General features: G+C 56.2%; 3 rRNA genes. All 3 read left to right on the top strand.

Features of this window, described 5'->3' with window-relative positions:
* Positions 1-23: 23 nt before the first annotated feature.
* The 3 genes from AVL48_RS21450 (at position 24) to rrf (ending at position 5049) form a co-directional block, all read left to right on the top strand.
* Positions 24-1542: ribosomal RNA gene (locus AVL48_RS21450) — 16S ribosomal RNA — on the top strand.
* A gap of 170 nt (positions 1543-1712) precedes the next feature.
* Positions 1713-4850, top strand: a 23S ribosomal RNA gene (locus AVL48_RS21445).
* Positions 4851-4932: 82 nt separating this feature from the next.
* Positions 4933-5049: ribosomal RNA gene (gene rrf, locus AVL48_RS21440) — 5S ribosomal RNA — on the top strand.
* Together the 16S, 23S and 5S rRNA genes form the textbook arrangement of a ribosomal RNA operon.
* Positions 5050-5053: the final 4 nt, after the last annotated feature.

Below are 5053 nucleotides of genomic sequence, written 5' to 3'. Positions count from 1 at the left end.
ATTTGCCTCGATCAAATTTGACATTGTTGGAGAGTTTGATCCTGGCTCAGGACGAACGCTGGCGGCGTGCTTAACACATGCAAGTCGAACGATGAAGCCTTTCGGGGTGGATTAGTGGCGAACGGGTGAGTAACACGTGGGCAATCTGCCCTGTACTTTGGGATAAGCCTGGGAAACTGGGTCTAATACCGGATATGACTTTTGCAGGCATCTGTGGAAGTGGAAAGCTCCGGCGGTACAGGATGAGCCCGCGGCCTATCAGCTTGTTGGTGGGGTAATGGCCTACCAAGGCGACGACGGGTAGCCGGCCTGAGAGGGTGACCGGCCACACTGGGACTGAGACACGGCCCAGACTCCTACGGGAGGCAGCAGTGGGGAATATTGCACAATGGGCGCAAGCCTGATGCAGCGACGCCGCGTGAGGGATGACGGCCTTCGGGTTGTAAACCTCTTTCGCCAGGGACGAAGCGCAAGTGACGGTACCTGGATAAGAAGCACCGGCTAACTACGTGCCAGCAGCCGCGGTAATACGTAGGGTGCGAGCGTTGTCCGGAATTATTGGGCGTAAAGAGCTCGTAGGCGGTTTGTCGCGTCGTTCGTGAAAACTCCACGCTTAACGTGGAGCGTGCGGGCGATACGGGCAGACTTGAGTTCGGTAGGGGAGACTGGAATTCCTGGTGTAGCGGTGAAATGCGCAGATATCAGGAGGAACACCGGTGGCGAAGGCGGGTCTCTGGGCCGATACTGACGCTGAGGAGCGAAAGCGTGGGGAGCGAACAGGATTAGATACCCTGGTAGTCCACGCTGTAAACGTTGGGCGCTAGGTGTGGGCGACATCCACGTTGTCCGTGCCGTAGCTAACGCATTAAGCGCCCCGCCTGGGGAGTACGGCCGCAAGGCTAAAACTCAAAGGAATTGACGGGGGCCCGCACAAGCGGCGGAGCATGTGGATTAATTCGATGCAACGCGAAGAACCTTACCTGGGCTTGACATGCGCCAGACATCCCTAGAGATAGGGCTTCCCTTGTGGTTGGTGTACAGGTGGTGCATGGCTGTCGTCAGCTCGTGTCGTGAGATGTTGGGTTAAGTCCCGCAACGAGCGCAACCCTTATCCTACGTTGCCAGCGCGTCATGGCGGGGACTCGTGGGAGACTGCCGGGGTCAACTCGGAGGAAGGTGGGGATGACGTCAAGTCATCATGCCCCTTATGTCCAGGGCTTCACACATGCTACAATGGCTGGTACAGAGGGCTGCGATACCGCGAGGTGGAGCGAATCCCTTAAAGCCGGTCTCAGTTCGGATCGCAGTCTGCAACTCGACTGCGTGAAGTCGGAGTCGCTAGTAATCGCAGATCAGCAACGCTGCGGTGAATACGTTCCCGGGCCTTGTACACACCGCCCGTCACGTCATGAAAGTCGGTAACACCCGAAGCCCATGGCCCAACCGCGTAAGCGGGGGGAGTGGTCGAAGGTGGGACTGGCGATTGGGACGAAGTCGTAACAAGGTAGCCGTACCGGAAGGTGCGGCTGGATCACCTCCTTTCTAAGGAGCAACACATCCATCGTTCCCGGGATACCCGGAACCAGAACGATGGGGTGGCCAGGNNCTGTTGGGTCCTGAGGCAACACGCCGAGGGGCTGGACACAGTCCCGGGAGCTGTTTGTTTCTGGTGTGGTGTTTGAGAACTGTAGAGTGGATGCGAGCATCTTTGTGGTCAAGTTGTTAAGGGCACATGGTGGATGTCTTGGCTTCAGGAGCCGATGAAGGACGTGGGAGGCTGCGATATGCCTCGGGGAGCTGTCAACCGAGCTGTGATCCGAGGATTTCCGAATGGGGAAACCCAGCACCAGTTATGTGGTGTTACCCGCATCTGAATATATAGGGTGTGTGGAGGGAACGCGGGGAAGTGAAACATCTCAGTACCCGTAGGAAGAGAAAACAACCGTGATTCCGTGAGTAGTGGCGAGCGAAAGCGGAAGAGGCTAAACCATGCACATGTCAAGCTGTCAGGCGTTGTGTGTGTGGTGTTGTGGGACCCAGCGTCGAGGATCTGACAGTCCTCGGAATGATCGCGCGTGTTAGTGGAACCATCTGGGATGGTGGACCGGAGTGGGTGAGAGTCCCGTACGCGAAAACACGTTGTGGATTGTTTGTTTGGTGTTCCCGAGTAGCAGCGAGCTCGTGGAATTTGCTGTGAATCTGCCGGGACCACCCGGTAAGCCTAAATACTTCCTGAAGACCGATAGCGGACTAGTACCGTGAGGGAAAGATGAAAAGTACCCCGGGAGGGGAGTGAAAGAGTACCTGAAACCGTGTGCCTACAAGCCGTCAGAGCCCGAGCAACATCTTTGATGTTTACGGTGATGGCGTGCCTTTTGAAGAATGAGCCTGCGAGTTAGTGCTGCGTGGCGAGGTTAACCCGTGTGGGGTAGCCGTAGCGAAAGCGAGTCTGAATAGGGCGTCTCCAGTCGCGTGGTCTAGACCCGAAGCGGAGTGATCTACCCATGGCCAGGCTGAAGCGTCGGTAAGACGACGTGGAGGGCCGAACCCACTTAGGTTGAAAACTGAGGGGATGAGCTGTGGGTAGGGGTGAAAGGCCAATCAAACTCCGTGATAGCTGGTTCTCCCCGAAATGCATTTAGGTGCAGCGTCACATGTTTCACCACGGGGGTAGAGCTACTGGATGGTCTAGGGGCCTTACCGGGTTACCGAAATCAACCAAACTCCGAATACCGTGGTGTGAGAGTGTGGCAGTGAGACGGCGGGGGATAAGCTTCGTCGTCGAGAGGGAAACAGCCCAGAACACCAGCTAAGGCCCCCAAGTGTGTGCTCAGTGGGAAAGGATGTGGGATTGCCCAGACAACCAGGAGGTTGGCTTAGAAGCAGCCACCCTTGAAAGAGTGCGTAATAGCTCACTGGTCAAGTGGTCCTGCGCCGACAATGTAGCGGGGCTTAAGCACATCGCCGAAGCTGTGTCATTCGTGCATATAGATCGACTCTTCTCGTGAAGGAGTGTCCAGTCGCACGGATGGGTAGGGGAGCGTCCTGCATCCAGGGAAGCGGCGGCGGAAGCCAGTCGTGGAGGGTGTGGGAGTGAGAATGCAGGCATGAGTAGCGAATGCAGAGTGAGAAACTCTGCCGCCGGATGACCAAGGGTTCCTGGGCCAGGCTAATCCGCCCAGGGTAAGTCGGGACCTAAGGCGAGGCCGACAGGCGTAGTCGATGGATAACGGGTTGATATTCCCGTACCCGAGCACGTGCGCCCAGGATGAGGCGGTTGATACTAACCACCCAAAGCGCATCGCAAAGCCCTTCGGGGTGGCGTGGTGTTGTGGAGCGTGGGATCTGATTCCGTAGTAGTCGAGTGATGGGGTGACGCAGGAAGGTAGCTCCGCCAGTGAGTGGTAGTACTGGTGTAAGCGTGTAGGCCGAAACATAGGTAAATCCGTGTTTCATGAGGCTGAGACGTGATGCGTAGCCGATTGAGGTGAAGTAGAGTGATCCTATGCTGCCGAGAAAAGCCTCTAGCGAGTGCGTGCACGGCCCGTACCCCAAACCAACACAGGTGGTCAGGTAGAGAATACTAAGGCGATCGGGTGAACTGTGGTTAAGGAACTCGGCAAAATGCCCCCGTAACTTCGGGAGAAGGGGGGCCAAACATCCTGAAGCTTCTTGCAGGCTAGGGATGGGTGGCCGCAGAGACCAGCGGAAAGCGACTGTTTACTAAAAACACAGGTCCATGCGAAGTCGCAAGACGATGTATATGGACTGACGCCTGCCCGGTGCTGGAACGTTAAGAGGACCGGTTAACCCTTTCGGGGGTGAAGCTGAGAATTTAAGCGCCAGTAAACGGCGGTGGTAACTATAACCATCCTAAGGTAGCGAAATTCCTTGTCGGGTAAGTTCCGACCTGCACGAATGGCGTAACGACTTTCCGGCTGTCTCAACCACAGGCCCGGCGAAATTGCACTACGAGTAAAGATGCTCGTTACGCGCGGCAGGACGGAAAGACCCCGGGACCTTTACTATAGTTTGGTATTGGTTTTCGGTTCGGCTTGTGTAGGATAGGTGGGAGACTGTGAAGCCGGCACGCTAGTGTTGGTGGAGTCGTTGTTGAAATACCACTCTGGTCGGATTGGGAATCTGAACCTCGGACCATGATCTGGTTCAGGGACAGTGCCTGATGGGTAGTTTAACTGGGGCGGTTGCCTCCTAAAGAGTAACGGAGGCGCCCAAAGGTTCCCTCAGCCTGGTTGGCAATCAGGTGTTGAGTGCAAGTGCACAAGGGAGCTTGACTGTGAGACAGACATGTCGAGCAGGGACGAAAGTCGGGACTAGTGATCCGGCACCACCTGGTGGAAGGGGTGTCGCTCAACGGATAAAAGGTACCCCGGGGATAACAGGCTGATCTTGCCCAAGAGTCCATATCGACGGCATGGTTTGGCACCTCGATGTCGGCTCGTCGCATCCTGGGGCCGGAGTAGGTCCCAAGGGTTGGGCTGTTCGCCCATTAAAGCGGCACGCGAGCTGGGTTTAGAACGTCGTGAGACAGTTCGGTCCCTATCCGCCGCGCGCGTAGGATACTTGAGGAAGGCTGTCCCTAGTACGAGAGGACCGGGACGGACGAACCTCTGGTATGCCAGTTGTCACGCCAGTGGCATGGCTGGTTGGCCACGTTCGGAAGGGATAACCGCTGAAGGCATCTAAGCGGGAAGCCTGTTCCAAGATGAGGTATCCCACCCCTTGTGGGTTAAGGCCCCCAACAGACCATTGGGTTGATAGGCCAGAAATGGAAGCACAGTAATGTGTTGTCGAGTTGACTGGTACTAATAGGCCGAGGACTTGCCCACAAAGATGTTACGCATCCACTCTACAGCTCTGAAACACCACACCGTTTGTGTGAAACAAACTGTGTGTGTTGTTTCGTAGTGTTTCGGTGGTTATAGCGTCAGGGAAACGCCCGGTCCCATTCCGAACCCGGAAGCTAAGCCTGACAGCGCCGATGGTACTGCAACCGAAGGGTTGTGGGAGAGTAGGACACCGCCGGACTAAC

Origin of the sequence: Amycolatopsis regifaucium, from assembly GCF_001613935.1 — a bacterium.
Lineage (GTDB): Bacteria > Actinomycetota > Actinomycetes > Mycobacteriales > Pseudonocardiaceae > Amycolatopsis > Amycolatopsis regifaucium.
The sequence above is the reverse complement of the archived record's forward strand: the minus strand, read 5'-3'. Positions and strand labels throughout refer to the sequence as shown.